23 protein-coding genes and 4 tRNA genes are annotated in these 24,191 nt (G+C 45.2%); 17 read left to right on the top strand and 10 right to left on the bottom strand.

Annotated elements, in window-relative coordinates:
- The first annotated feature begins 3 nt into the window (after nt 1-3).
- From GW12_RS11025 to GW12_RS11015, 3 genes are all read left to right on the top strand, one after another.
- The gene (locus GW12_RS11025) at nt 4-1,011 is read left to right on the top strand and encodes a DNA-directed RNA polymerase subunit alpha (protein ID WP_034587449.1); all 1,008 of its coding nucleotides are present in this window, start codon (nt 4-6) and stop codon (nt 1,009-1,011) included.
- An 18-nt stretch (nt 1,012-1,029) separates the two neighbouring features.
- Nucleotides 1,030-1,395, top strand: coding sequence for a 50S ribosomal protein L17 (rplQ, locus tag GW12_RS11020; RefSeq protein WP_034587447.1), 366 nt, complete (start codon nt 1,030-1,032; stop codon nt 1,393-1,395).
- Between the two features lie 206 nt (nt 1,396-1,601).
- Complete coding sequence (locus tag GW12_RS11015; RefSeq protein WP_034587444.1) at nt 1,602-3,107, top strand: NAD(P)/FAD-dependent oxidoreductase; 1,506 nt, start codon at nt 1,602-1,604, stop codon at nt 3,105-3,107.
- Between the two features lie 62 nt (nt 3,108-3,169).
- Here GW12_RS11015 and GW12_RS11010 read toward each other — a convergent pair whose 3' ends face one another.
- Entirely contained in the window at nt 3,170-4,342 is a 1,173-nt protein-coding gene (locus GW12_RS11010) for an acyl-CoA dehydrogenase family protein (protein WP_034587443.1), read from the bottom strand.
- A 175-nt stretch (nt 4,343-4,517) separates the two neighbouring features.
- Here GW12_RS11010 and GW12_RS11005 point away from each other — a divergent pair, with 175 nt between their 5' ends.
- The 5 genes from GW12_RS11005 (at nt 4,518) to GW12_RS10985 (ending at nt 9,755) form a co-directional block, all read left to right on the top strand.
- Nucleotides 4,518-4,775 carry a succinate dehydrogenase assembly factor 2 gene (locus tag GW12_RS11005; protein ID WP_034587440.1) on the top strand — a complete coding sequence of 86 codons (258 nt, stop codon included), beginning with the start codon at nt 4,518-4,520 and terminating at the stop codon, nt 4,773-4,775.
- A complete protein-coding gene (locus GW12_RS11000) occupies nt 4,768-5,154 on the top strand; it encodes a hypothetical protein (protein ID WP_034587438.1) in 387 nt (128 codons plus the stop codon). Before GW12_RS11005 ends, GW12_RS11000 begins: the two co-directional genes overlap by 8 nt.
- Nucleotides 5,155-5,699: 545 nt before the next feature.
- Nucleotides 5,700-6,743 (top strand): hypothetical protein, encoded by a 1,044-nt coding sequence (locus GW12_RS10995; RefSeq protein WP_034587436.1) that lies wholly within the window; start codon nt 5,700-5,702, stop codon nt 6,741-6,743.
- 60 nt (nt 6,744-6,803) lie between these two features.
- Nucleotides 6,804-7,382: a rhombosortase gene (rrtA, locus tag GW12_RS10990; protein ID WP_034587434.1), complete on the top strand. Its 579-nt coding sequence runs from the start codon at nt 6,804-6,806 to the stop codon at nt 7,380-7,382.
- Between the two features lie 177 nt (nt 7,383-7,559).
- Complete coding sequence (locus GW12_RS10985; RefSeq protein ID WP_034587432.1) at nt 7,560-9,755, top strand: TRAP transporter large permease subunit; 2,196 nt, start codon at nt 7,560-7,562, stop codon at nt 9,753-9,755.
- Nucleotides 9,756-9,803: 48 nt separating this feature from the next.
- Here the strand turns inward: GW12_RS10985 and GW12_RS10980 are convergent, their stop codons facing one another.
- The 6 genes from GW12_RS10980 to rnr form a co-directional block, all read right to left on the bottom strand.
- Nucleotides 9,804-10,691, bottom strand: coding sequence for a DMT family transporter (locus GW12_RS10980; RefSeq protein WP_034587430.1), 888 nt, complete (start codon nt 10,689-10,691; stop codon nt 9,804-9,806).
- Nucleotides 10,692-10,742: 51 nt separating this feature from the next.
- A complete protein-coding gene (locus GW12_RS10975) occupies nt 10,743-11,186 on the bottom strand; it encodes a hypothetical protein (RefSeq protein ID WP_034587428.1) in 444 nt (147 codons plus the stop codon).
- Between the two features lie 14 nt (nt 11,187-11,200).
- A complete protein-coding gene (locus tag GW12_RS10970; RefSeq protein WP_171077705.1) occupies nt 11,201-11,416 on the bottom strand; it encodes a YheV family putative zinc ribbon protein in 216 nt (71 codons plus the stop codon).
- A gap of 40 nt (nt 11,417-11,456) precedes the next feature.
- Nucleotides 11,457-13,496 carry a M3 family metallopeptidase gene (locus GW12_RS10965; protein WP_034587425.1) on the bottom strand — a complete coding sequence of 680 codons (2,040 nt, stop codon included), beginning with the start codon at nt 13,494-13,496 and terminating at the stop codon, nt 11,457-11,459.
- Between the two features lie 80 nt (nt 13,497-13,576).
- Nucleotides 13,577-14,023: a DpnI domain-containing protein gene (locus GW12_RS10960; protein WP_034587424.1), complete on the bottom strand. Its 447-nt coding sequence runs from the start codon at nt 14,021-14,023 to the stop codon at nt 13,577-13,579.
- A 55-nt stretch (nt 14,024-14,078) separates the two neighbouring features.
- A complete protein-coding gene (rnr, locus tag GW12_RS10955) occupies nt 14,079-16,526 on the bottom strand; it encodes a ribonuclease R (protein WP_034587422.1) in 2,448 nt (815 codons plus the stop codon).
- A 262-nt stretch (nt 16,527-16,788) separates the two neighbouring features.
- Here rnr and GW12_RS10950 point away from each other — a divergent pair.
- The 5 genes from GW12_RS10950 to GW12_RS10930 all read left to right on the top strand — a co-directional run bounded on the left by GW12_RS10950 (nt 16,789) and on the right by GW12_RS10930 (nt 18,096).
- Nucleotides 16,789-16,878: transfer RNA gene (locus GW12_RS10950), tRNA-Ser, on the top strand.
- 13 nt (nt 16,879-16,891) lie between these two features.
- Nucleotides 16,892-16,968: transfer RNA gene (locus GW12_RS10945), tRNA-Arg, on the top strand.
- 48 nt (nt 16,969-17,016) lie between these two features.
- Nucleotides 17,017-17,093: transfer RNA gene (locus GW12_RS10940), tRNA-Arg, on the top strand.
- A gap of 125 nt (nt 17,094-17,218) precedes the next feature.
- Nucleotides 17,219-17,824 carry a dihydrofolate reductase family protein gene (locus GW12_RS10935; RefSeq protein ID WP_034587420.1) on the top strand — a complete coding sequence of 202 codons (606 nt, stop codon included), beginning with the start codon at nt 17,219-17,221 and terminating at the stop codon, nt 17,822-17,824.
- A 195-nt stretch (nt 17,825-18,019) separates the two neighbouring features.
- Nucleotides 18,020-18,096 (top strand) — tRNA-Arg (locus GW12_RS10930).
- A gap of 101 nt (nt 18,097-18,197) precedes the next feature.
- Here GW12_RS10930 and GW12_RS10925 read toward each other — a convergent pair.
- On the bottom strand, nt 18,198-19,496 hold the full coding sequence (locus tag GW12_RS10925; protein WP_034587418.1) for a hypothetical protein: 1,299 nt from the start codon (nt 19,494-19,496) through the stop codon (nt 18,198-18,200).
- A 171-nt stretch (nt 19,497-19,667) separates the two neighbouring features.
- Between GW12_RS10925 and GW12_RS10920 the strand changes: the two genes are divergently transcribed.
- Genes GW12_RS10920 through GW12_RS15480 form a run of 3 tightly spaced genes read left to right on the top strand, consistent with a single transcriptional unit; the run spans nt 19,668 to nt 21,198 of the window.
- Nucleotides 19,668-20,165 carry a YcxB family protein gene (locus tag GW12_RS10920; protein WP_034587417.1) on the top strand — a complete coding sequence of 166 codons (498 nt, stop codon included), beginning with the start codon at nt 19,668-19,670 and terminating at the stop codon, nt 20,163-20,165.
- Between the two features lie 27 nt (nt 20,166-20,192).
- Complete coding sequence (locus GW12_RS10915) at nt 20,193-20,834, top strand: fumarylacetoacetate hydrolase family protein (protein WP_034587415.1); 642 nt, start codon at nt 20,193-20,195, stop codon at nt 20,832-20,834.
- A 49-nt stretch (nt 20,835-20,883) separates the two neighbouring features.
- Complete coding sequence (locus GW12_RS15480; RefSeq protein WP_081403495.1) at nt 20,884-21,198, top strand: DMT family transporter; 315 nt, start codon at nt 20,884-20,886, stop codon at nt 21,196-21,198.
- Nucleotides 21,199-21,276: 78 nt separating this feature from the next.
- Here GW12_RS15480 and GW12_RS10910 read toward each other — a convergent pair whose 3' ends face one another.
- Complete coding sequence (locus GW12_RS10910; protein WP_034587414.1) at nt 21,277-22,545, bottom strand: YihY family inner membrane protein; 1,269 nt, start codon at nt 22,543-22,545, stop codon at nt 21,277-21,279.
- A 110-nt stretch (nt 22,546-22,655) separates the two neighbouring features.
- Between GW12_RS10910 and wrbA the strand changes: the two genes are divergently transcribed.
- Nucleotides 22,656-23,252, top strand: a complete 597-nt coding sequence (gene wrbA / locus GW12_RS10905; protein WP_034587412.1) for an NAD(P)H:quinone oxidoreductase — start codon at nt 22,656-22,658, stop codon at nt 23,250-23,252.
- Nucleotides 23,253-23,280: 28 nt separating this feature from the next.
- Here the strand turns inward: wrbA and GW12_RS10900 are convergent, their stop codons facing one another.
- On the bottom strand, nt 23,281-23,697 hold the full coding sequence (locus GW12_RS10900) for a hypothetical protein (protein ID WP_034587410.1): 417 nt from the start codon (nt 23,695-23,697) through the stop codon (nt 23,281-23,283).
- Nucleotides 23,698-24,191 lie beyond the last annotated feature (494 nt).

The following is a 24,191-nucleotide window of genomic DNA, read 5'->3' as shown; positions in this document are numbered from 1 at the left end:
ATAATGACGCGTACTGCAAATGAGTTTCTAACTCCGCAAGCGATCAAGGTCGAAGCGGCAAGCGGGACCTCGGCAAAAGTTATTCTAGAACCCTTAGAGCGTGGCTTTGGTCATACTCTGGGCAATGCTTTACGTCGCATCCTTCTTTCTTCTTTACCTGGCGCAGCTGTGGTTGAAGTAGAGATTGAAGGTGTTGAGCACGAGTACAGTACTTTGGAAGGCTTGCAGCAGGACATCGTCGAGCTCTTGCTGAACCTAAAAGGATTGTCTATTAAGCTGTTCGATCAAAATGAAGCTTATTTGACATTAGAGAAACAAGGTCCAGGCGACGTAACTGCGGCTGACCTTCGTTTACCTCACAATGTTGAAGTGGTTAACCCTGAACACTTGATCGGCACTCTAAGTGCTACAGGCAATCTGAAGATGCGCCTGAAAGTGGCTCAAGGCCGTGGCTATGAAACTTCTGACTCTCGTTTCCCAGAAGGCGAAACTCGCCCAGTGGGTCGTTTACAGTTAGATGCTTCTTACAGCCCAATCAAACGTGTGTCTTACACAGTGGAAAACGCTCGTGTTGAACAACGTACTGACCTTGACAAACTGATCATTGATCTTGAAACCAACGGTACAGTTGATCCTGAAGAAGCGATCCGCAAAGCTGCAACTATTCTGCAGCAACAAATTGCGATCTTCGTTGACCTTCAGAAAGATCAAGCTCCTGTGGCTCAAGAACCTCGTGAAGAAGTTGATCCAATTTTGCTTCGTCCAGTAGATGATCTAGAGCTAACTGTTCGTTCTGCTAACTGTTTGAAAGCAGAAAACATTTACTACATTGGTGATCTTGTACAGCGTACTGAAGTTGAGTTGCTTAAAACTCCTAACTTGGGTAAAAAATCGCTTACTGAGATCAAAGATGTTCTGGCTTCCAAAGGCTTACAACTCGGCATGCGTTTAGAGAACTGGCCACCAGCTAGTCTCCGTATGGACGATCGTTTCGCCTATCGTAGCCGTTAATTAAGTAGGACTATCACCATGCGTCATCGTAATAGTGGTGTGAAATTAGGCCGTACAAGCAGTCATCGTAAAGCGATGTTCCAAAACATGGCTAACTCTTTGTTCGAGCACGAGTTGATCAAAACAACTGTGCCTAAAGCAAAAGAATTACGTCGTGTTGCTGAGCCTTTAATCACTTTAGCTAAAGTCGATACAGTTGCAAACCGTCGTTTGGCGTTTGCTCGTACTCGTTCAGCTGCAACTGTTGGTAAATTATTTACCGTTCTTGGCCCTCGTTACAAAGAACGTAACGGCGGTTATCTACGTGTTCTTAAAGCGGGCTTCCGTGCAGGTGATGCTGCACCGATGGCTTACGTTGAGCTAGTAGATCGCGAAGTTAAATAATTTCGTGTAGACAGCGAACGTTGTTCGAAAAGGTCGGTTGAATAAACCGGCCTTTTTATTGCCTGCAGTTTACCAATTGTCGGACAGTTTAAAAATTTGTCCTAAAAAGATAAAAAAAGTAAGGGATTTAAATAAAATTGACATGGAGCATTGTCAGTTTTGTGATTTAATAAAACAAAGCACACTAAATAGGTCAAAAGAAGAACATGGAAAAGCAAGTTGATATCTTAATTGTGGGTGCCGGTATTTCGGGAATTGGTCTTGCGGCACATCTTTCTAAACACTGCCCACAACGTTCCTTTGAAATTATCGAGCGTCGCGACAGCATTGGGGGAACCTGGGATCTATTTAAATATCCTGGCATCCGTTCAGATTCAGACATGTCGACTTTTGGCTTTAACTTCAAGCCGTGGAAACAAGAAAGTGTATTGGCGACCGGCCCAGCGATTAAAAATTATCTGTCGGAAGTTGTAGATGAATTTAAACTAAAATCAAAAATTCATTTCCAGCATCGTGTGTTAAGCGCGAATTACGACTCGAGTACCCATAAATGGTCTGTCGAGATTGAAAATGACCAAGGTCAAAAAGAAACCTGGGTCGCAAATTTTGTCCTTGGTTGTACCGGTTACTATAACTATGACCAGGGCTTCCAGCCGGAATTCCCGAATCAACAAGCGTTTAAAGGCACTTTTATTCATCCACAGCATTGGCCGGAAAACTTTGACTATAGCGGCAAGAAAGTGGTGATTATCGGCAGTGGTGCAACGGCAATTACCCTGGTACCTGCGATGGTGAAAGGTGGAGCAGGGCATGTCGCCATGTTGCAGCGCTCGCCAACTTATATTGCGTCTGTACCATCGATTGATGTGATTTACGCGAAGATGCGTAAATTCCTGCCTGAAGAAGTGGCTTATAAGCTGACTCGTGCACGGAATATTAGCATGCAGCGTGGTATCTATGCTTTGGCTCAGAAGTATCCAAAATTGCTGAAAACCATCTTGCTGAATGCGGTGAAACTGCAGTTAAAAGGTAAAGTAGATATGAAACACTTTACCCCGAATTATGAACCATGGGATCAGCGTTTGTGCGTGGTGCCTGATGGCGATCTGTTCAAAATTCTACGTGAAGGCAAGGCTTCGGTTGAAACTGATCTGATCGAGAAATTTACCGAAAAAGGTATCCAGCTAAAATCGGGTAAACATCTGGATGCTGATGTCATCGTGTCGGCAACAGGACTGAATATTCAGATTTTGGGTGGTATTCAAGCTTCTATTGACGGTAAGCCAATTAATACCTCGAATCACATGCTGTATCGTGGCGTGATGGTCAGCGATATTCCAAATATGGCGCTGCTCATTGGCTATATCAACGCATCTTGGACACTGAAAGTCGATATTGCAGCGGAATATATCTGCCGCTTACTCAACTACATGGACAAGAAAGGCTATGACGAGGTCGTGCCTGAAGGTAATGCTTCCGAAATGTTGCAAGACACCGTAATGGGTAGCCTGACTTCGGGTTATATTGCCCGTGCCGCTGATGTAATGCCGAAACAGGGTAAACGTGGGGTGTGGCGTGTCAGCAATAATTATCTGGCGGACCGTAAAGATCTGAAGCAGGCGGGCTTTGATGATGACATCCTGCAGTTTAAGAAAAAGGCTGGACAGGACAAGCCGCAAAGCAAGAAAGTCAAACCACGTTTAGTCTCTTGATCTTAAATGCATTAAAAAAGGAGCATGTCGATGCTCCTTTTTCATTTCTCTTTGACTATGAATTAAAGTGAACGTGAAATCAGTTCTTTCATGATCTCATTGGTGCCCGCATAAATCTGGTTGGCTCGGTGGTCAAGATAAGCCCGGGCAATCGGGTATTCCAGCATATAACCATAACCACCATGCAGTTGCAGGCATTCATCCACGACTTTGCTGTACATCTCTGAAATCTTGTATTTGGCGGCTGCAGCGGCTTCGACACTGAGTTGCTGCTGTAATTGCTGTTGCATACATTGATCCAGATAGGCACGGCAGACGGCAATTTCTGTACGCAGTTCCGCCAGTTTAAAGCGGGTATTCTGAAAGGCTGCAATCGGTTTGCCAAAGGCCTGGCGTTCCTTGGTGTATTTCACTGTATGGGCCAAGGCTGCTTCAGCACCGGCCTGGCAGATCATCGCGACAATCAGACGTTCCCAAGCAAGCTCTTTCATCAGCATTATAAAGCCCATGCCGGGTATGCCAAGCAAGTTTTCCTTCGGCACACGGACATTATCAAAGAACAGTTCGCAGGTATCCTGGCCTTTCATGCCAATTTTATTCAGTGGCTTACCTTTGCTGAATCCTGGTCGATCTGCTTCGACCATAATCAGTGAAAGATTAGCAGATCCTTTATCACTGTCGCCAGTTTTACACACCACGATGGCCATGTCGCAAAGATAACCATTGGTGATAAAGATTTTTGAGCCATTGATGACATAGTCGTCACCATCGGGTACAGTACTGGTACGAATAGCCTGCAGATCTGAGCCAGTACCGGGTTCGGTCATGGCGATGGCTGTGATGATTTCACCACTGACCATTTTCGGCAACCATTTCAGTTTTTGCTCTTCATTGCCAAAATTTAAAATATAATTCGCGACGATGTCGGAATGCAGGGAAAAGCCCGTTGCGGAGTCCCCGGCATAGGCCTGTTCCTCGATTAGAATCATGCTGTAGCGACGATCCACCCCAGAACCGCCATATTGCTCCGGTAAGGTTGGGCAGAGCAGCCCTAGGTTTCCTGCCTTGTTCCATAACTCACGATCAACATGCTGTTGTTGTTCAAAACGTTCGATATGCGGAATCACTTCCTTCTCATAAAACTTGCGTACCGTTTCGCGGAAGGCCTCATGTTCCTCATTAAATAAAGTACGAGGCAATAAGTGTGGCAGAGGACGGATCGCAGCAGATTGCATGTTTGAATTTTCCTTATTCGCTTTATTGTTCGCTTCAACATACGGGGGCAGATAGGACTGAACAATGTGCGAAATGTACAAAATGCAGAGAATGCTGGTCGTTCCTGCCAATTCCCTCGAAAATTGGCTAGGGCTTAGGTAAACTAGTTAGGTTTTTAACATGTTGGGGAATATGATGACTGAAGACATCAGCCTGGAAGAGCGTAAAGTGATTTACCGCGCACGTCGTGGTTTAAAAGAGTTGGATGTATATTTTGATCCCTATGTCAAAAACCATTACCTGACGGCAGATCCAGCCGAGAAACAGATGTTCGCTGATCTGGTTGCACAGGAAGACCCTGACCTGCTGGACTGGTTTATGGAAGTTTCAGAACCACCACGCCCTGAATTACGTGAGTTTATTAACAAGCTTAAACACTACGTACATGGATAATTGCTGTTACCGGCTGAAACGCAGCCTGCTTGCACTTGCGTTTCAGCTTTTGATTTTTGCTGTACTGATGTTCGTGCTGTATCAATTGTTACCCCTGTGGTTATGGGGCATCTGTCTGGTGGCAGGACTGATCATCTATCAATTGTTTTACCGCAAGCGCCCGCATATCGCACAGTTTGAATGTCTGGATGGGCGGGAATGGACATTGACGCATCATGACCAGCACACCCAGCGCGCGCTGATCAGCCATGTGATTGATCATCAGGCTTATGTGGTGGTGTACTTCCAGCATGCCAAGGTTCGACCGCTACTCATCTGGTGTGATCAGCTTCCGTATCAGCAATGGAAGTCCCTGAAAGTCTTAACAAAAATGCTCTGATTGCCGGACAATCTGTATTTTGATCAAAATCATAATGATATATTTTTCAAAAACTTATATTTTTACAATCTGATATTGTCAGACAATTCATATAATTTTTTCGAAAATATTTGAATTGTCTGACAATTTTTTATGCTGTTTTTATTTTATCCAGTTAAATTTAGATCACCGAAGTCAACAGAGGAGATCGATATGGAATTTCCAACGTGGATGTTTCCTGTCATTGCGGTCATTTTAGCTTTGGTCATTGGAAGACTCGGTACAATTGTTAAGGAACAAATTTCTGCTCGCACCCATTAAGCGTGGTTGAATAAAAATATAGATTTCACACTTTCCCAGTTAATAAGTAGCATGTGCTGAACCGTCGCAATGCTACTTTTTTTTGCCCAAAATTTAAGATTTATTGCATCCCAGTCAATTGCAGCATACACAATCAATGGCAAAGTGATTGGTCTAATTTAGAGTAAATACTCTTTAATTCGGATAGTTCATCTGTTATGTTTAGCAGCATCAAGGACATAATCACAATTATAGAGGACCGGAAAATGTCGAAAGTCCAAAAAATATGCCAGGGTATGGCGGCCATAGCAATAACAACAACGGCTTTAACAGGTTGTTCTCAAGTGATCAAAACCGGTGCCAATGTCGCGCTGGGCTTTACTGAGAAACATATTGTGCCACCAATTCTGGCGATGGACGATGCAGAAATGGTATGTAATTCGGGGAATGCCTTAACGCCAGCGATCATGTCAACCAAGGACATGGGCGCAGATCCAACCCGTGTGGCAGTACTGATGTACTCAGCAGCGGGAATCTGTGCCGAGCAGAAAGCGCTAGATGCTGAACTACGTTATATGCGCGCTTCGAAAGCTAATCAGGTCAGTGAAGCTCAGGATGCCCGGGTAGAGCAGAAACGCTGGGCAGCGCTAGCAGCACAACGCCAGTACACTGGCTACCAGATGTTCCAGAAGCGTTTTGAAAAGAAATATAACGTCGCACTGGGTGAGACTTGTCCAACGATGAAGGGCGATATTGAGCAGACCGTGTATCTGTTAGGGATGCTCAGTGGCTTGCAGGCGATGACTAACGATATTAACTCCGGCGGTGCGGTACAGGTACCAAAAGATATCGCGGCAGTGGTCGAACGCGGCATGACCTGCCTGAACAATGAAAAATTCTGGGGTGCGCCAATAGCGACTCGTGCCGTGATCTGGACCTTGTTGCCAGGTGCAGGAGATGGCAAGCCAGATCCATATCAGACCCTGAAACAGTCGACCCAGATTGGTGAACAGAAGGGTGTACGTTTATCTCATGCCCTGTATGCGGTTGCCGCTCAGGCTACCGGTGATGATGCCAAGATCCGTGATGCACTGAAAACCTTTGCAGAAGCACGTACTGATGAAAAACCGGTGAATCCACAGTTCAAGCTGATCGACAGTATGGCTTCGATCATGGTCGGTGGTATTGCGGACCGTTACTGGACTGAAAACACCGGTATCCGCAGTGCAGATGATGGGATGCAGCGTTTCTGGGATGACAACGATACTGCATCCGATCTGGACGATCTGTTTAACTCTGATGATTCGTGATTGGATCAGGCCTGTACATATTGTATGGGCCTGAAATCCTATTGATCCGAGGATTCAGCGATGCAGGTCAGTGATTATCACTTCCGAGACAAGATTGTCTTTCTGGCATTCTTTGTCTCTTTTTGTGCCTGTCTGCAGGTGTTTCAGGATCAGTTTATTTACTGGCAGGACAGTCTGCTGGAGGAATTCTGGCGCTTGTGGACCGGGCACTGGGTGCATGTTGGCTGGATTCATTATTTTTTGAATATGCTGGCTTTTATCTGCCTGCCTTTTATTTTTCCGCGCGTTTCGGTCTGGAACTTTATCGGGATCTTGCTCTGCCTGCCACTGCTCATTTCTTTAAGCTTTTATTTCTTCCTGACAGATGTTGAGGCCTATGCAGGGCTGTCTGGGGTATTACATGGCGCCTATGCTGCGGTCGCTTGCGTACACTTGCTTTATAAAAAGGAACGTGGTTTTGCAACACTGGTACTGTTTCTGATTTTCGCCAAGCTGGTCTGGGAAAATACCATGGGCAGTGCCAGCACGGCAGAGCTGATTGGTAGTCCGGTACTGGTCGAAGCCCATTTACTCGGGGTGATCTGGGGGATCGTCATCGCCAATATCTATATCCTGGCCAATTACTGGCTGGATCGATAAACGGTTGGCAGAATTAACCAAAAAGAAAATGCAAATTGTCATTTTAATTAGGCAGCAACTGAGGCAGAGTCGGATAAATAACAATCAGATCATTCTGTAACCTGGAAGGTGCAGGATTAAAGGGAAAGGGAAGCCGGATAGGGTGGACATTCCCAGAGAATAACAATAGGAATACACATGCAAAACGATGCTCAAGATAGATCAGGATTAGGTCTGTTGCGCTATATCTGGACAGAGTGGATCTCGACATTTGTCGTGCTGGTCCTGCTGTTGCTCACCCTGATTATTGGTACTGGTGAAATGATCCATGGGCAGTTGCTGCGCATGGGTGAACGCATTTATGGTGATCCTGCAACAGGGATGCAATATTCATTCTTGCGTGCTGAACCGAAAGCGCCACAATGTGAGCGCAATGTCGATGTGGACGCGCGTGTCCAGCAGCAGATGAAAGCGGATGCAGCTGATGAATTTGCCGATATTTTCGGGGTGCGTTCTGAAGCCGATGTCCGTGCGGCGATTATGCAGGCACAGCAGGTTTGTGAAGAATCGCATGCCTTTTATGATCGTGCAGTCAAACATATTGAAGACCATCCAAGTATCCGTGCTTACCGTACCTTTGAAACCAGTTTCTTTGGCCTGTTCAAGTTTGGGGTGGAGAATCGTGCGCTGCTACTGGTGATCATGGTGGTGTTTGCCGCGATTAGTGCAACCCTGAAAACTCACCATATCGGCCTGCGCAGTCCAGCGACCAAGATCGATTTCCGGGTCTATACACTGGCAATGCTGATTGGTAATGCTTTCCTGGCCTTCTCATCCTATAGCCAGTATCAGTCTGTACTGAACTCTGGTGTGGCCATGGGGGATATGAAATATATCTACTGGCTATGGATGATCCTATTTGGCGGTTTGACCCTGATCAGCCTGTTCCAGGTGATCAAATTGCCGAAGCCAACCCGTGAGGGCGGCAACATTGGTATGGCCTTCCTGAGCGTACCGCTGTATGCCTATATGGCCATTACGACCGGGGTGAACTTTACCTTCTTCATGGATTATCCAATGGGGCAAGGGATTTACCTCGGTCAGCTGGTGGAATTCTCCAGCATCTTCCTGAATCTGGCGCTGTTTATTTGGGCCGGTATGCTGCTGAAACAGACCCGTGTCGTGGATATGTTCCTAAATATCCTGCGTCCATGGAATCTGGCACCTGAAACCCTGACCTGGCTGATCCTGTTAGCGGCTGCTTTGCCAACTGCTTATACCGGTGCATCCGGGATCTTTGTGATTGCTGCTGGTGCGATTATATATAAGGAAGTCTGGAATGCGGGTGGTCGCCGTCAGTTTGCCCTGGCTGCAACGGCAATGTCGGGTTCGCTCGGTGTGGTGCTGCGTCCATGTCTGCTGATCGTGGTTGTGGCTTCGCTGAACAAGGAAGTGACTACTGACATGCTGTATCACTATGGTGTGTATGTATTTCTGCTCAGTTCAACCCTGTTCCTGGTAATTTCGCTGTTCTTTGCTGAAAGCAAGTTCCGTATTGCACCAGCAGGCGTGGCAGCACCACAGTCTGGTCGTGCGTTCCTGGCAGTAATTCCATACGTGGTGATCTTTGTTCTGATCTGGATGTTCTATAAATACGCGCTGGCAACCAATCTGAACGAGTTCACGGCACCGGTGATGATGCCTGTGATCCTGCTGATGATTGTGCTCTATGACAAACTGCGTCATCAGCCTGCACCAATCCCGCCAGTGGGTCATTGGGATGAAAGTCTGAACGTGAACCTGAATGGCATTGGTGGTGCGACTGCACAGTCTGAACCAGCATTGGGTTCATCCCTACGTCACGTTGGTTTCTGGAAATCCATGCATATTTCAACCAGTGAAACGGTTGGCCATATCGGTGCGCTGGTGATCCTGATGGCGCTTTCTGTGAGTGTTGGCGGCTTGCTGGAGCGTATGGAAATCATGGAAGCCTTCCCGACAGATATCAACAGTACAATTCTGGTGATTACCATGATTGTGGGCTTGATGGTCTTTGTGGGAATGATTATGGATCCATTCGGCGCCGTAATCCTGATCTCGGCAACCGTGGCACCCGTCGCGTATCAGTATGGCATTCATCCGGTACACTTCTGGATGATTACCCTGATCGGCTTCGAACTGGGTTATGTAACACCACCAGTCGCGCTGAACCATCTGCTGGCAAGGCAATCGATTGGGGATGCCGAAGTGGCGGAAGCGGATGCAGAAGCGCGAAATCAATCTTTCTACTACCGTTATGAACGCTGGATTCTGCCAATGATCGTCTTGCTACCAGCGATGTTGATCATTGCCTATGTACCATATGTGTTCAAGCTATTTGGCTGGTATCAGTAAAGTTGCAAATAAAAAAGCACCTTCGGGTGCTTTTTTTATTACTTGAAATTAGACGTTGGATTTCTTTGACTTTAAACGGTTTTGTAATAATGGACTGCAAATCAGAATCGCAGAGAAAATCAGCGCCAATCCAATCAGACTAAACATATCTGGAATTTCTTTCCAGAACAAATAACCCCAGAACCCGGCAAAAATAATCGCAACATAATTTACCGGTCCAATCTGTCCTGCTGGTGCTAGTTTGTAGGCATTCGACATAAAGATCTGGCTGATATTGGCCAGAACACCAGCGGCAACCAGATACATCAGCTCGTTCATGTTATAAGGACGCCAGTGCCAGAACATTGGAATCACGGAAACCAACGTACCAATAAAGCAGAAATAAAATACGATCCGTTCTGGTGGTTCAGTATTGGTCAGGGCACGCACGGTGACAAAAGCCATCGCGGCCAGAAAGCTGGCACTGAGGCCAATCACCGACATGATATTAAACAGACCCGCATCCGGTTTAGTGACGCAGAGTACCCCGATAAAGCCAATCCCTGCAGCCAGCAGCATCAGTTTGGTGATTTTTTCTTTGAGAAATAACCAGGCGATAAAAGGAATAAAGATCGGGGAGGAGTAGGTAAAGACCATGGCATTGGAGAGTTTTAAATGCGCGATGGCATAGAAAAAGCCATACATCGCCATTAGACCAACCACCGAACGCCAGGTATGCATCCATAGCTTTTCAGTTTTAAAGAAACCGATGCCTTTGCTAAGCAGCAAAGGTAGGAACAGTAACATGCCAACCGCATTACGGAAAAATACCACCGTGGCGTTGTCCACAGTATGCGAAGCATAACGAATACAGACGCCCATCAGGGAAAATAGCAGTGCGGAACAGGTGAGAAACAGAATGGCTTTCAGCAGGTTGGATGGGGGCGCGGCAGACATAAAAAATATCGCTAGAAGGTTGATCCTATTCTAGCGATATTTTCAGTGAAATTATGGCTTTTCTGCGAGTTGTGCCTCGAGCAGCTTGATCTGTTCTTCCTTGAGCTTGATCAGCTCATCGGCATCTTTGTGCTGGGCTGCCAAGGTGGATTTCTGTTCATACAACTGAGCCTGAATGTCTTCAAGTCGAGAAACTTCTTCTTTGGCCAGAGCCGGATTTTCAGGTACTGGAGCTTTTAGAATTTCTTCCTTGACCAAAGCATTTTCCTCTATGGCTTGAACTGCTTCAGGTGTTGGCTCTGCCACTGGAGCAGGATTGCTGGGTTCTGCAGTTTTAGATGGAGGAGGTGTAACATGAACCATGTCATGTTCAGTGGTTTCCTGTGGCGCAGCGCTATTCCACCACTGGTAGGCAACGACCAGTGCCACCACCGCAATTAATCCCCCAATAATCCCCATTAAAAGTTTAGAACTTTCCCTTGGTTCTATACTCATATCTTTAACCTTGGCTATTTTTTATTTGATTCTCTAGGCTTGAATTTAATCACACCTACTTCATCAGGTACAGCAGGAATTTCAGGCGCATCAACGTGGGTCGGACGGTTTTCCTCATAACCGCAGTCGATGCACTCGATCCATTCATTCTCGCCAGAGGTGAGCATCACGACCCGATCCATTGCCTGACATTTTGGACATTTTGCACCTGCAATGAAACGACGTTTAATGGTCATCATACTCACCTATCAATCTACTTAAACGGCTAGTTTAAGCATTTTTTACCGTATTCGTCCAACCTTGATGACGCAGCAGGGCATCAATTTTCGGTTCACGACCACGGAAGTTTACAAATGCATCCAGTGCCTTGTCTTTACCACCAACGGCTAAAATGTTTTTACGGAAGGCTTTGCCAGTTTCAGTATTGAAAATGCCCTCGGTTTCAAAACGGTCAAAGGCATCGCTAGCCAAAACTTCTGCCCACTTATACGAGTAATAACCGGCTGCATAACCACCTGCAAAGATATGGCTAAAGCTGTGCTGGAAGCGGTTATATGGTGTCGTTGGCAAAACCGCATATTTGTCGCGGATATCATTCAGCGTGGCCTGAATCTGCTCGGCATTCAGTGCGGGGTTGGCACGGTGAATGGTCAGGTCAAACAGGGCAAACTCGAGCTGACGTAGGGTTTGCATGCCAGACTGGAAGAAACGGGCATCCAGTAAAGCTTTTAGCAAGTCTGCTGGAAGGACTTCTTTGGTTTCAATATGTTCACTTAGCAGATTCAGACTTTCCTGATCCCATGCCCAAAATTCCATAAACTGGCTTGGCAGTTCAACGGCATCCCAAGCCACGCCGTGGGTACCGGCAACCGCGATATTGTCCACTTCAGTGAGCATATGATGCAGGCCATGACCAAATTCGTGAAATAGTGTAGTGACTTCATCATGGCTCAGTAGAGCAGGTTTGTCACCCACAGGCGGCGTAAAGTTACCGACCATATAGCAAATCGGTTTTTGTAGGCCATCTTTGCCACGCATACGTGAACGGAAACCACTCATCCAGGCACCGCCACGTTTACCTTGACGCGCATATAGGTCAAAGTAGAAGCCACCAATGACTTCGCCCTGGTCTTCCAGTTCAAAATAATGTGCATCCGGATGCCATAACGGTGCTTCGCGTTCCACCACCTGAATGCCATACAGGCGATTGACGATACTAAACAGACCCTGAATCACTTTTGGTGTCGGGAAATACGGTTTTAGCGCTTCCTGAGACAGGTTGAACTGGCGCATTTTCAGCTTTTCAGAATAGTAACTGCTGTCCCAAGGCTGTAGTTCAGTAATGCTATCTTCAGCGGCAATGGCTTTCAGTTCGGAAATTTCTTTTTGCGCTGGCTCACGCGCATGTTCAGCCAGATCACGCAGGAATTCATCCACCGCTTCTACGCTTGGCGCCATTTTGCTGGCCAGTGAATATTCGGCATAGTTGTTAAAGCCGAGCAGGGTAGCCATTTCCTCACGCAGGCTCAGGATTTCTTCCATGATCGGGGTATTGTCAAACTCCGACTTGTCTGACTGATCCGAAGCGCGGGTGGTATAGGCCTTGTAGATTTCTTCACGCAGGCTGCGGTTAGCAGAATGCGTCATGATTGCCAAATAAGAAGGAAACTCCAAGGTGGCGACTGGCTGATCCAGCTCACGCTGTTGGCCATATTGTTTCAGTAATTCGATATTGCTGGCAGACAGGCCTTCTAGTTCATCTTCGTTCAGTGGTCTGAAATAAGCTTGAGTCGCATCCAGCACATGATTCGAGAAATCTGATGATAGTTGTGACAGGCGGGCAGAGATTTCCGCAAAACGTTTTTTCGCTTCACCTTCTAGTGCTACACCGGACAGTTTAAAGTCACGTAGTGCCAGTTTGATCGCACTTTGTTGTGCTGCAGGCAGTTCGGCAAAGACCTGAGCATCATGAACATGCTGATAGGTCTGGTACAGCGCCGTATGTTGACCGAGTTGGGTGTAATAGTCGCTGAGACCGGGTAATAGGCTCTGATAGACTTCACGGGTCTCGGCATTATTCATGACGGCATTGAGATGTGACAGGATGCCCCATGACTCACTCATGTTATTTTCCAGCGTATCGACATGTTCCAGAATGGCGAGCTGTTCTTCAGCAGATTGTGGGGTTTCGGTCAGTTCGTTGAGAAATTTCTGCCCTTCAGCAATACAGCTTTCAATTTTTTCTTTCAGTTCTGCTAGGGTGATTTTGTCAAATTGTGGAACAGGCAAAGTTGCCTTTTCTAATGTCATGTCGGTCTGCCGATTATTTCCTGTGATGTTTATAGAAGTAAGGCTTCTTGATAGAGAAATCAAGCCGATCAGCATTTTAGTTAAACGATTCGAATGAAAGCCCCTTGAGGAACTTTGGATAAATCGTATAGAAACCCTTGCCAACCTGCTCGTTTCGCTTGGTCAGATAACGGTTTACGAGGTACAAAAAGTTCAGGAGATTGAAAGTCTGTTGGTAAATAATAAACAGCATATTCTTCTTCTGATTTAAGAACTAAATAAACAGGAAAATAGATAAAAGCATTCATACGTTCTTTCTGTGGAAGCCATGCTGCTCCTAAAATTGTTTTAGGTAAAATATTTACATTTTTTACTCTTGTTGATTTAACTTGTGCTAAAAATCCACAAAAGTCACAGATAAGATCAGCACATTTAAAATTTTGTGGAAGTAATTTAAACGTTTTAGTTTTTTTACACTTTGGACAAGGACAGTGATCTTTGACTAAATTTTCTCCCCAAGAGCCTAAAACTTGTTTTTCTGATGCCATATGATTTCCAAAAAGATAAAGAGAGCCGAAGCTCTCTTTATCTTAACAACAAAAATTATTCACTCTTAGGCTTGGCATTAGATTTTTTCTTTTTAGCTTTTGCCTTTTTCTTTATTTTATCTGCATTCTTTGCTTCAGACTTTCCTGAAGATTTTTTAGCAGACTTTTTGCTGTAGGAATTGGGTTTTCCTTTGTCTTTTTTGCGTCGTCTGGGTTGTTCTCCATCTGCACCGCCATTGCCTTTGGATTCGCGTTCATGCTTGCCAAAGACTTCTTCAGTGGCTTCTGGACGTGGCGCAGGTTTTTTCTCTGCCACACGTGGAGCACGGGCACGGACCGGACGACCGGCGTGGGTAAGCTGCTGGATCAGTTCAAAGTCGATCTTGCGTTCTTCCAGATTCACGCCAGCCACTTTGACCTTCACTTCATCACCTAAACCAAAGATCTGGCCACGGCTCTGACCGACCAGCGATTGTGTGGTTTGGTCAAAGACAAAGAAGTCATCACCGAGCTGGCTGACATGTACCATACCATCGACATACAGATCTTTTAATGTCACGAATAGACCAAACTCGGCTGTGGCACTAATAAGGCCGACAAATTCATCTCCAATATGCTGTTGCATATAGTGTGCTTTGAGCCAACCAGTCACTGAACGAGAAGCTTCATCAGCACGACGTTCAGTTGCCGAGAAGTGATCACCGGCATCATCCAGTGAAGCACCAGAAATCGGATATGGTTTTTTGCTTAAGTGAGCCTTGATCGCACGGTGCAACAACAGATCCGGATAACGACGGATTGGCGAAGTAAAGTGCGTATAAGCATCATAAGCCAGACCATAGTGACCGTCATTCTTCGCACCATAGTAAGCCTGCATCATGGAGCGTAATAGTACCGCGTGAATGCTTGGCGCATCGATCCGGTCTTTGGTTGCTTCAATGACTTCCTGATAATCTTTCTGAGTCGGCTGTTCCGGGAAGGTCAGACCCAACTGTTTTACGAAGTCACGGACTTTCTGGATACGTGAGAATTCAGGTGGCTGATGCACGCGGTACAGCATTGGAATGTCATTTTCCAGAGCATATTCTGCCGCAGCCACGTTGGCCAGTAACATACATTCTTCAATCAACTTGTGTGCATCATTACGGGTACGTGGCAGAATCTCCTTAATACCGCCTAACTCGTCGAAAGTCATATAAGTTTCAACAGTTTCGAATTCCATAGCATGACGATCAGCGCGTAGACCCTTCAGTACCTGATATAGCTGGAACAGGGTATTCAGGGATTTACGGACTGCACGATCTTCTATAATCGCATCACTGTCGCCTTCAAAGTACTTGGCCACCTGATCATAAGTCAGGCGTGCTTTGGAGTGCATGACAGAAGGGTAGAACTCGAAGCCGGTCACGCGGCCAGCACGCGACAGTTTCAGGTCACAGACCATACACAGACGGTCGACATGTGGATTCAATGAACACAGACCATTGGATAGCGCTTCAGGCAGCATTGGTAAAACAAAGTGCGGGAAATACACCGAAGTACCACGTTCCTGTGCTTCATCATCTAGCGGACGACCTACACGGACATAGTGGCTGACATCGGCGATTGCGACTACTACACGGTAACCACCACCTGGGCGTTTTTCTGCATATACGGCATCGTCAAAGTCGCGGGCATCTTCACCATCAATGGTGACCAAAGCCAGGTCACGCAGATCAATGCGGCCTTCACGGTCTTTTTCATCCGGTTCTTTAAAGCTTTCTGCTTCTTGTAATACTTCTTCCGGGAATTCATATGGCAGGCCATATTCCAGAATGGTTTGTGGAATGATGATTTCGGTATCGGCTTTATCTGCCATGGACTGCACAATATGGCCGGCAGAAAATTCATCCTTGGTCGGATAGATATCAATCGCAACACGGATAAAATCGCCAACCTTCACCTGTGCATGGTCAATCAGTTCTTTTTCTAGTGTAATCGGCTGATGTGAATTCGGGCTGGCTGGCTGCACAAAGTATTCACCTTCATATTCACACAACTTGCCAATAATCTGTTTGACGCGGTGCTGTACGACTTCGGTAATAAAGCCCCAAGCTTTGCCTTTACGGTCAACTGAAGTCTGGCGTACTTTAACGCGGTCACCATTAAACACCTGGCGCAGTTCACGCTCTGGCAGTAACAGGTCATCCTGTCCGGCAATACTGGCCGTCCCCAAACCCTTGGAATTGATATAGACCGTCGCTTCGTATTCTGGCTGTTCAGCTGCGATCTGGAATTTAAAGCCATCTTTCATCAGCTGGCCATCACGCACCATGGCAATCAGGCGGTGGTTCAGGGCATCAATACTTTTTTGATCTTTAATTTCAAAATATTCCACCAGGTCGGCATGCGACTGGGCATTATTCTTTTCAATAGTTTCTAAAATCAGCGTGCGACTTGGGATAGGGTTTTCGTAACGTTCAGCTTCAGCTTTTGCTTCAGGATCGACCCAATTTTTCATCATGTTTTTTCAAATGTCCTAGGAGATATAATAAGCATAAGTCATGTACGCACAGACTGCACGTAAATGATTGCAATAATCTGTTTAAGTTTCCGTTTTTCGGATAATTTTCGACTAGGTCAAGAATAGGCGAACTTTTCTGTAGATAAGTCGGTGAAAATAGAGAAATTGCTTAAAAAGTATTTAAACGAGCAAAAAACTGCACTTTTTTTTAAAGCTGTGCTTGCAGTGCTATGCCGAAATTTGTATTATGGCGGCACGTTACGGTGAGATGGGTGAGTGGCTGAAACCACGTCCCTGCTAAGGACGCATACGGGCAACTGTATCGAGGGTTCGAATCCCTCTCTCACCGCCACTTTACTTATGTCGCGCTCATAGCTCAGCTGGATAGAGCACTTGGCTACGAACTAAGGGGTCGGGAGTTCGAATCTCTCTGAGCGCACCAATAAGTAAACCGGAAAAAACGTAAGTCTATTAAGACGACACAAGTTACGCGCTCATAGCTCAGCTGGATAGAGCACTTGGCTACGAACTAAGGGGTCGGGAGTTCGAATCTCTCTGAGCGCACCAACTTGAACAATGAACCGCACATTGATGCGGTTTTTTTGTGCCTAAAATTTACAAAATCCCCATCCCAATAAAAGCCATGCTAAAAATAATGCTCAGGTGAGTAAATAAGAATAAAGGCATGTGCAATGAGAAAAATAATTGTCCAGGAAATGATCACAATAGATGGCGTGATGCAGGCGCCCGGCGGTCAGGAAGAAGATACTTCCGGTGGCTTTGAATATGGCGGCTGGGGCGTGCCGTATTTCTCTGCTGGAACTGACGCTGCCTTTGACGCCATCATGGAAAAATGGATGCGGTCTACCGATATTCTGCTGGGTAAAAATACCTTCCAGATTTTTGAACCTTACTGGCCGCAACATGCGGATGATTGGGCGGGCATCAATGAGGTCAATAAATATGTTCTGTCTACCAGTCTGAATCATTCCGATTGGCAAAATACGGTCTTTTTAAATAGCATCAATGATGTCATTAATCTAAAAGCAGCAGAGGGTGGGGATATCCGAGTGCATGGTAGTGCCACGCTGGTACAGACCCTTTTCCAGCATGATCTGGTCGATGAACTTTATCTGCTGACTTTTCCTGTTGTCTTGGGTAAAGGCAAACGTCTGTTTAATGAAAGATCAGTGCCGAAATCTTTTCAGCTAGTCGATCATGCGGTGGCTGCAAATGGTGTATTGTTTAGCCATTATCAGAAAGTCGGTGAAGTGCAAACGGGCACATTTGAAGATTGAGAGACTTATACTTTAGAATTTCGACACTTTGGTTTGAAATGATTAATTGTTTTTAACTCTAAATTTACGGAATTTTTCCTCAAGAAAGCTGAAAATTGGCGATATCGTTTATTTCCTGTACGTTTGGTTGTGATTTTATTAAAAAGCACTTAACAACTGGTAAAAAACACGTATAATGCACCCCATCAAGACGTCGCGCTCATAGCTCAGCTGGATAGAGCACTTGGCTACGAACTAAGGGGTCGGGAGTTCGAATCTCTCTGAGCGCACCAATCTTGATAAAGAATTCTGAAAAAACCGCACATTGATGCGGTTTTTTTACGCCTGGAATTTTTGGATAGAGATATAAAAAAACAATAACTGCTATTTTTTTTTATTTCAGCTTCTTCTGAACTTTTAGTGCATACACCGTATTTGCACCAACGGCTGGTAAAACATCGTGATAGGGTAGGCTGCGCATGGCACGTAATAAAAACGGGGCCTGATCATGAATCTTCATGCTGCTGATCATCTGGAATAAAGTGCCTTGTCCTTGTGGCAGCAGCTTCATCCCGGCTTTGACAAATTTTAAATCTCCACCGACCGCATCAAACTGGCTCTGTAAGGGATTTGGCTGTTGATAGCGCAGCTTGAAATCAAAGGGAATTTGAATCACACCGAGTCCAACAGATACCTTATAGTTTGCATCTAGTTGCTGGCTATTCACCGGCTTTAATTCAACTTTACGGATCTGTCGTGGGAACAGTTGCTGACTGGCATCAGCGGCCAGCCAAGGTTGTAGTTTTTGTGCTGGTTGCGGGTAGTAATGAAAACTGCTGCTAAAACGCATATTTTCTAGTGACTGTCCAAATTTCACTTGATAAGCAGGCAGAATAAAACTGACCGGTTGACCAGATTGCTGGCTGAGCTGGCTAATTTTCTGAATCTGACTGGTATTCAATTGTACTTGCGGAATTTGACCTGTAGGCAATACGGCGCTGTTTTGTGGTTTAAAACGTTGCTGTAACGCTTCCATGAGGAAGGCATTGGTACCGGCAGGAATACCCAATTTAGCTTCAGGTAAGGCATTCAGGATTTTGCTAAACAGAAAACCTTTGGGCTGATCCAGGTCACCCCATTGGGTGACGGTGACCAGGGTTTTATTCGGTCCAAGTGCAAACCATTCCAGCCGACCAGCCCCATAAGGAATTGGTGCATCAATAATCAGGGTATCAATATGATGATCACCGACCTGATGCTGCATCACTACATTTTCCTTAAAATTCAGCACCGGAATAGGGGTGGGAATATGCACCTGATAACGAACCTGCTGAATATTCCCCTGAGCTTCGAGCACTTTGGCATTTTTTAGCGCAGGGAACAGGCCCACATAGCCCTGATAATTTAGCAACAGCTTTTTTACCTGTGCTTCTGGAACAGGCAAGACCACCGCACTGCTATAAAACTGGGCTTTTTGTGTCGAGGCTTTTTTCAAGGTGGGTAACTGTACCGATTGTTTAGGATGGGCATAAATCAGTAAGCGATCACCCGCCAGATCTGCCAATTGCTGTGGGCTGGTAAAGACATCAACACTGCTGGGTAAGGATGGTGTCCAGGTAATAATCTTTGCCCAGCTTGCGGGAATCGTGGCAGTAAAAATGGCCAGTAGCAGAACTGATTTTAGGGGATTCATACAACATCCTGTTGTGCATTTTATTCTTTTGATAGTGCTAGATTAAAAATGATTTTTCCCGCAAGCGAAAGCAGAGATATGTAATTCATTTTTGAATGCATTTTATGAATGGGGTTAACAGCGAATTTGATATAGTATGACACAATGATCTTTATGTTTTGATGTGATGCTATGGCTGAGTCAGCACCAACTTTATCGACCCGCTATTTTCTGACCTTGGAAGAATCGCAGGATGGTTTTGCGCTTGCAACCTTTGGCAAGAAACAGATTAGCCGTTTTCTGACCCCGCTGGTGAGTATCGGAATCATCATCTGGGGCTTTTCTATGGGCTTCAGTGGTGTCGGGCGTTATTACGTGGCACTGGGTGCCTTTTTCCTGATTATGCAGGGCATCATGCGTTACTGGTTCCTGCCGATGATGTTCAAGCGTCAGTTTGTGAAATACCAGTTTGGTAAAAGCGAGCAGGGTATCGACCTGTATCAGGATCATGCCGAAATTTACCATAATGGTCATAGTAAAGTGGTGCACTACAGTGAAGTTCAGAACTTTGCTAAAGGCAAGCTGACTTATATGCTGGAACTGAAGAACCGCACCGTGATTATTGTGCCCAAACGTGTCTTTGCCGATGCTGCTGAACAAAGTATTTTTGAAAATACCTTTAAGAAATAAATCTATCCAGATAAGGAAATTCCCATCATGAGTACCCGTCCTTCCAAGATTGTCTGTGTCGGTCGTAGTTATGCCGATCATGCCAAAGAACTCGGCAATGCCATTCCTGATCGTCCAGTGCTGTTTATTAAGCCGCCAAGTGCATTGGGAACTTTAGAGGCAGGAATTGACTGGAACCGTGACCTGGGCAGTTGTCATTATGAGTGCGAACTCAGTCTGCGTATCGACCGTACCCTGAAAAATGAAACTGATCCCGCCAAAGCTTTGCAAGCAGTAGGTGCAGTGACTTTAGGTCTGGATCTGACTTTGCGTGACCTTCAGGATGACTTAAAGAAAAAAGGTCAGCCATGGGAACGTGCTAAAGCTTTTGATGGTGCTTGCCTGTTAGCTGACTGGGTACCAGTGGCTGATGTGGTGAATGACTGGAAAGATGTGCATTACACCTTGCATATCAATGATAAACTACGTCAGAAGGGTGACACGGCTTTACTGATTTTTGATATTGGTACCTTGCTGGCGGACATCAGTCAAGTGTTTACGCTAGAAGAAGGTGACGTAGTGATGACAGGTACGCCTGCAGGTGTGGCTGCACTTCAATCTGGTGAGCAGCTGAAAATGACCTTACAAGGCAAAACTCAGGAATATGTCTGGACGACCTTTGTAAAATAATTCCAGATGGGTAGAGAAAGGAGCGAAAAGCTCCTTTTTTATCTGGTTAATGCCAGTGGCAATACTTACTGGGCAAGCTGAGATTCATTGGAGCGCTATAGCCATTGGAAGCATGCTCTTTCATGTATTCCTTATGTGTGTATTTAGCCTGATAATGTGGTTTTGGTTACTGCGAAATTATCTCGCTAATGGGATAGGAGTATTCTCATTTCTAACTCCGATTTTCGGTATGATCTTTGGTGTTGTGTTTTTGAATGAACATATTGAGCTGAATTTTATTTTGGGTACTGCGCTGGTCATGCTGGGCGTGATGACAGTGAGTTTGCACCACTGGATTGCCCAGAAAATTGCTATGAATGTCTAAATTTAAGTAGAGAAATTTATTTATTATGAAACTGAAAATATAAACCCATCCTGATTACCCTCAGGATGGATTATAGAATTAAGCTGTAGGTTTCAGTCCTTTTTGATCTTTAAATAGATCCGACAAAGGAATACTCAAATTCTCTGCCAGATACTGGTCTGCATCGATAATCTTCGGTGCCAGACGCTGCATCCACAGATCATCACAGTGCACATTTTCAGTGTCTTTGGCATGTGGCAGGGCATATGGTAGCTTCAGATAAAAATCCCAGAAATTGACCTGATCCAGGTCACGTACCAGGACATATTCATTGTCATCGGTACGCTTGATCAAATTCTGTTTTTCAAACATCAGGATATAGCTCGGTAGACGGCCAATTTCATCTCGTCCCAGTACTTCTAGTGCCTGTGACTCGCTGACGCTTTCTCCAGTTTTCTGCTTCCGGTAGAACAGTTCTAGTAGATCCAGCAGCATAATAATCGGATGCCGTTTTTGATCTTGAGCGGATTCAAACGCCGTCATAGCATAACTGATTTCCACACCAAGCAAGACAATATTCCAGGACAGATAAATCCACAGCAGGAAAATCGGTACTGCAGCAAAGGCACCATAGACAATTTCATAACTGGTGAAATTGGTCATGATAAAACCAAACAGATTTTTCAGTAACTCAAATACCACGGCACTAAAAACCCCGCCAATCAGGGCTGATTTAATCGGTACGGTACGATTTGGAATGGTCCAGTTTAGAATAAAAAAACCGAGAATAGTCAGCGAAAAAGAAATTAACCAGAGAATAAAGGCGCCATTGAGTTCATAGCCAGCAAAGTTATTGCTGAGGACACTCATGGAAGCGACAGTTGAAGAAATAGCAAAGGCACTACCCAGTAAAATCGGGCCGAGTGAAATAATCGTCCAGTAGCGCATAAAGCCAATAATACCACCACGGGTTTCAGTGACCCTCCAGATCCGGTTAAACACGGTTTCAATACTGGACAGCATCAATACGGTAGTGATGAATAAAAATAGAATCCCGATAATGGTTAAATTACTGGATTTGTCAGTAAATGCACTCAGTGCCTTGTCAAAAGCAATACTGGTTTTCGGTAAAAAATTGGCATAGATCATAGACTGCAGTTGCTGGCGTGCCGGTTCTAATGCCTTAATCGATGAGATAATCACCAAGAAAACGGTCAGCATCGGTACCACGGCAAACAGAGTGGTATAGGTCAGTGAGCCGGCCTGCTCGCGACAACGATCTGCTTCAAAGCGCCTGAGAACAAACAAGATAAACTGAAACCAGTGTTTCTCGTAAAAAGGTAATTTCTTTAAATATTTAACCATCATGCGCTTGTTGTCTCTATTTTCTTATTCATCATGAATTTTCTGCTTCAGCTTAGCCAAAAAAACTGAAAAATACCGTATAGTTTTCTTTTTTAATATTGAACACCCTCATTATGCAACCTTATGTTCTTGTTTTATATTACAGCAAATATGGTTCAACGAAAGAAATGGCGCACCTGATTGCCAATGGGGTTGAAGCTGCAGGAATGGCAGTCAAAATCAGAACCGTGCCGAATATTTCTACCGTGGTGACTGAAGCGGAACCGAGCATACCGGCGGAAGGTGATATTTACTGTACCTTAGATGAGCTGGCCAACTGTTCGGCATTGGCTCTAGGTTCACCGACCCGTTTCGGTAATATGGCTTCGGAAATGAAATACTTCTGGGATCAAACCACCAGTCTGTGGCTGAATGGTGCTCTGCATGGCAAACCGGCTTGTGTCTTTACGGCTTCAGGTTCGATGCATGGTGGACAGGAAAGTACCTTGCTGACGATGCTGCCGCCATTGTTCCATCATGGCATGATGATTATGGGCTTGAGTAATGCAGCACCGGCATTATCAAACACCAAAACTGGTGGTACGCCGTATGGTGCCAGTCATGTCAGTGGTGCACGTCATGACCAGCCACTTAGTCAGGATGAAAAAATTCTGTGTGAAGCACAAGGTAAACGTTTAGCAGAAGTAGCTTTGAAGCTAAGTCAAGCTTAAACACAGATAATGGGAGACAATAAAGCAATCAGGCTTTATTGTCCTGGTCATTAGCTTTCTTATTGCTTACTTGATCTTCTGGAGACGCTGAAATTTCTGAGGCTTTGACATTAAAACGGTGTTTGCACTTTAAACACTGATAATCAAGAAACAGGTTACGGTCGACAGTTATACCTGCTTTTTTTCCTAAAAAGTTACCAATCACACCGCCAGTAATCCCGACACTAATGGCACCAACAAAAGTTCCTACAGTTCCACCTACAATCACTCCCAGTGGGCCTGCAACGGTTCCAATGGCAGCACCGATTGAAGCGCCTGAAGCGGCACCACCGACAGTACCCGCTGTCGCTCCGGCAGAGGTCATTAAAATGCCACCGATTTTTTTCAGGTTTTGTTCATGATTACGTGGTTTAACTTCTGTTGAGCCGCATTTAGGACATTGCATAATTATTCCATCAATGAATGTGATCGACTGGCATAAAGACAACTGTAACTGCTTTTTGCTAGGTCTATTGGTCAGTTTTTTAGTATGTCTGCTTTGTATGGAGATGTCAGGGACATTTCCTTCCAATTGATTGTAGAGGGAATACGGTTAAGGCTTTGTATTTCTGCTGTAAAAAATCTGGAGGTGTAGGGAAGGCAGATTGAAATACTTTTGAACAGATTGTTGTTGCTCAAAATTGCTGAATCCCTGGGGTTGACTGTGCTAGAGGTTAGTTAAAATAATTCACTTATCACCCTTTAACACTAAATAACATTATTCTCAGGCTGTTAGGCACGGGCCATTTCAGGATGTGTTGTCTTAATTTCTGACCTACTCTAGGGAAAAGACCAAAGCGTCAAGCATCTGCTCTAATAATAACTATTCTCATCTCTAATTTCTCAAGGCTTTGTTGCACAAAGATTTGAAATGCAAAGCGCCCCTAATTGAGCCAAATT

It is taken from the genome of Acinetobacter sp. HR7 (assembly GCF_000773685.1).
Classification (GTDB): Bacteria; Pseudomonadota; Gammaproteobacteria; order Pseudomonadales; family Moraxellaceae; genus Acinetobacter; species Acinetobacter thermotolerans.
The sequence above is the reverse complement of the archived record's forward strand: the minus strand, read 5'-3'. Positions and strand labels throughout refer to the sequence as shown.

Bases quoted from the DNA above. Each gene is read 5' to 3' on its own strand.
- GW12_RS11025 (WP_034587449.1), top strand. From the start codon at position 4: ATGACGCGTACTGCAAATGAGTTTCTAACTCCGCAAGCGATCAAGGTC.
- rplQ (WP_034587447.1), top strand. From the start codon at position 1,030: ATGCGTCATCGTAATAGTGGTGTGAAATTAGGCCGTACAAGCAGTCAT.
- GW12_RS11015 (WP_034587444.1), top strand. From the start codon at position 1,602: ATGGAAAAGCAAGTTGATATCTTAATTGTGGGTGCCGGTATTTCGGGA.
- GW12_RS11010 (WP_034587443.1), bottom strand. From the start codon at position 4,342: ATGCAATCTGCTGCGATCCGTCCTCTGCCACACTTATTGCCTCGTACT.
- GW12_RS11005 (WP_034587440.1), top strand. From the start codon at position 4,518: ATGACTGAAGACATCAGCCTGGAAGAGCGTAAAGTGATTTACCGCGCA.
- GW12_RS11000 (WP_034587438.1), top strand. From the start codon at position 4,768: ATGGATAATTGCTGTTACCGGCTGAAACGCAGCCTGCTTGCACTTGCG.
- GW12_RS10995 (WP_034587436.1), top strand. From the start codon at position 5,700: ATGTCGAAAGTCCAAAAAATATGCCAGGGTATGGCGGCCATAGCAATA.
- rrtA (WP_034587434.1), top strand. From the start codon at position 6,804: ATGCAGGTCAGTGATTATCACTTCCGAGACAAGATTGTCTTTCTGGCA.
- GW12_RS10985 (WP_034587432.1), top strand. From the start codon at position 7,560: ATGCAAAACGATGCTCAAGATAGATCAGGATTAGGTCTGTTGCGCTAT.
- GW12_RS10980 (WP_034587430.1), bottom strand. From the start codon at position 10,691: ATGTCTGCCGCGCCCCCATCCAACCTGCTGAAAGCCATTCTGTTTCTC.
- GW12_RS10975 (WP_034587428.1), bottom strand. From the start codon at position 11,186: ATGAGTATAGAACCAAGGGAAAGTTCTAAACTTTTAATGGGGATTATT.
- GW12_RS10965 (WP_034587425.1), bottom strand. From the start codon at position 13,496: ATGACATTAGAAAAGGCAACTTTGCCTGTTCCACAATTTGACAAAATC.
- GW12_RS10960 (WP_034587424.1), bottom strand. From the start codon at position 14,023: ATGGCATCAGAAAAACAAGTTTTAGGCTCTTGGGGAGAAAATTTAGTC.
- rnr (WP_034587422.1), bottom strand. From the start codon at position 16,526: ATGATGAAAAATTGGGTCGATCCTGAAGCAAAAGCTGAAGCTGAACGT.
- GW12_RS10935 (WP_034587420.1), top strand. From the start codon at position 17,219: ATGAGAAAAATAATTGTCCAGGAAATGATCACAATAGATGGCGTGATG.
- GW12_RS10925 (WP_034587418.1), bottom strand. From the start codon at position 19,496: ATGAATCCCCTAAAATCAGTTCTGCTACTGGCCATTTTTACTGCCACG.
- GW12_RS10920 (WP_034587417.1), top strand. From the start codon at position 19,668: ATGGCTGAGTCAGCACCAACTTTATCGACCCGCTATTTTCTGACCTTG.
- GW12_RS10915 (WP_034587415.1), top strand. From the start codon at position 20,193: ATGAGTACCCGTCCTTCCAAGATTGTCTGTGTCGGTCGTAGTTATGCC.
- GW12_RS15480 (WP_081403495.1), top strand. From the start codon at position 20,884: ATGCCAGTGGCAATACTTACTGGGCAAGCTGAGATTCATTGGAGCGCT.
- GW12_RS10910 (WP_034587414.1), bottom strand. From the start codon at position 22,545: ATGATGGTTAAATATTTAAAGAAATTACCTTTTTACGAGAAACACTGG.
- wrbA (WP_034587412.1), top strand. From the start codon at position 22,656: ATGCAACCTTATGTTCTTGTTTTATATTACAGCAAATATGGTTCAACG.
- GW12_RS10900 (WP_034587410.1), bottom strand. From the start codon at position 23,697: ATGCAATGTCCTAAATGCGGCTCAACAGAAGTTAAACCACGTAATCAT.